The 210-nt window shown below is 67.6% G+C and carries 1 protein-coding gene; it reads left to right on the top strand.

Features of this window, described 5'->3' with window-relative positions:
- The coding region (locus IF55_RS35830; RefSeq protein WP_037967708.1) for a hypothetical protein at positions 1-210 on the top strand (210 nt) is incomplete at both ends.

Here is a 210-nt window from a genome sequence, read left to right on the forward strand (position 1 = left end):
CAAGAACCTCGACGGCCTGGTGCCGACCGACAAGGTCGCCTGGACGGCGCCGCCCTCCTTCAACGACGACCCGAAGGACATCGGCTCCGACAGCGGCTCGGAGGCCCCGCAGAACAACTACACGCCCTCCGGCGACTTCAAGATCGACCCCTCCTCGCTGCGCACCGCGGAGAAGTCCATGCTCACGGAGGCCAAGGGCGGCGTCGAGAA

The organism is Streptomyces varsoviensis (assembly GCF_000718635.1).
GTDB classification, from domain to species: domain Bacteria; phylum Actinomycetota; class Actinomycetes; order Streptomycetales; family Streptomycetaceae; genus Streptomyces; species Streptomyces varsoviensis.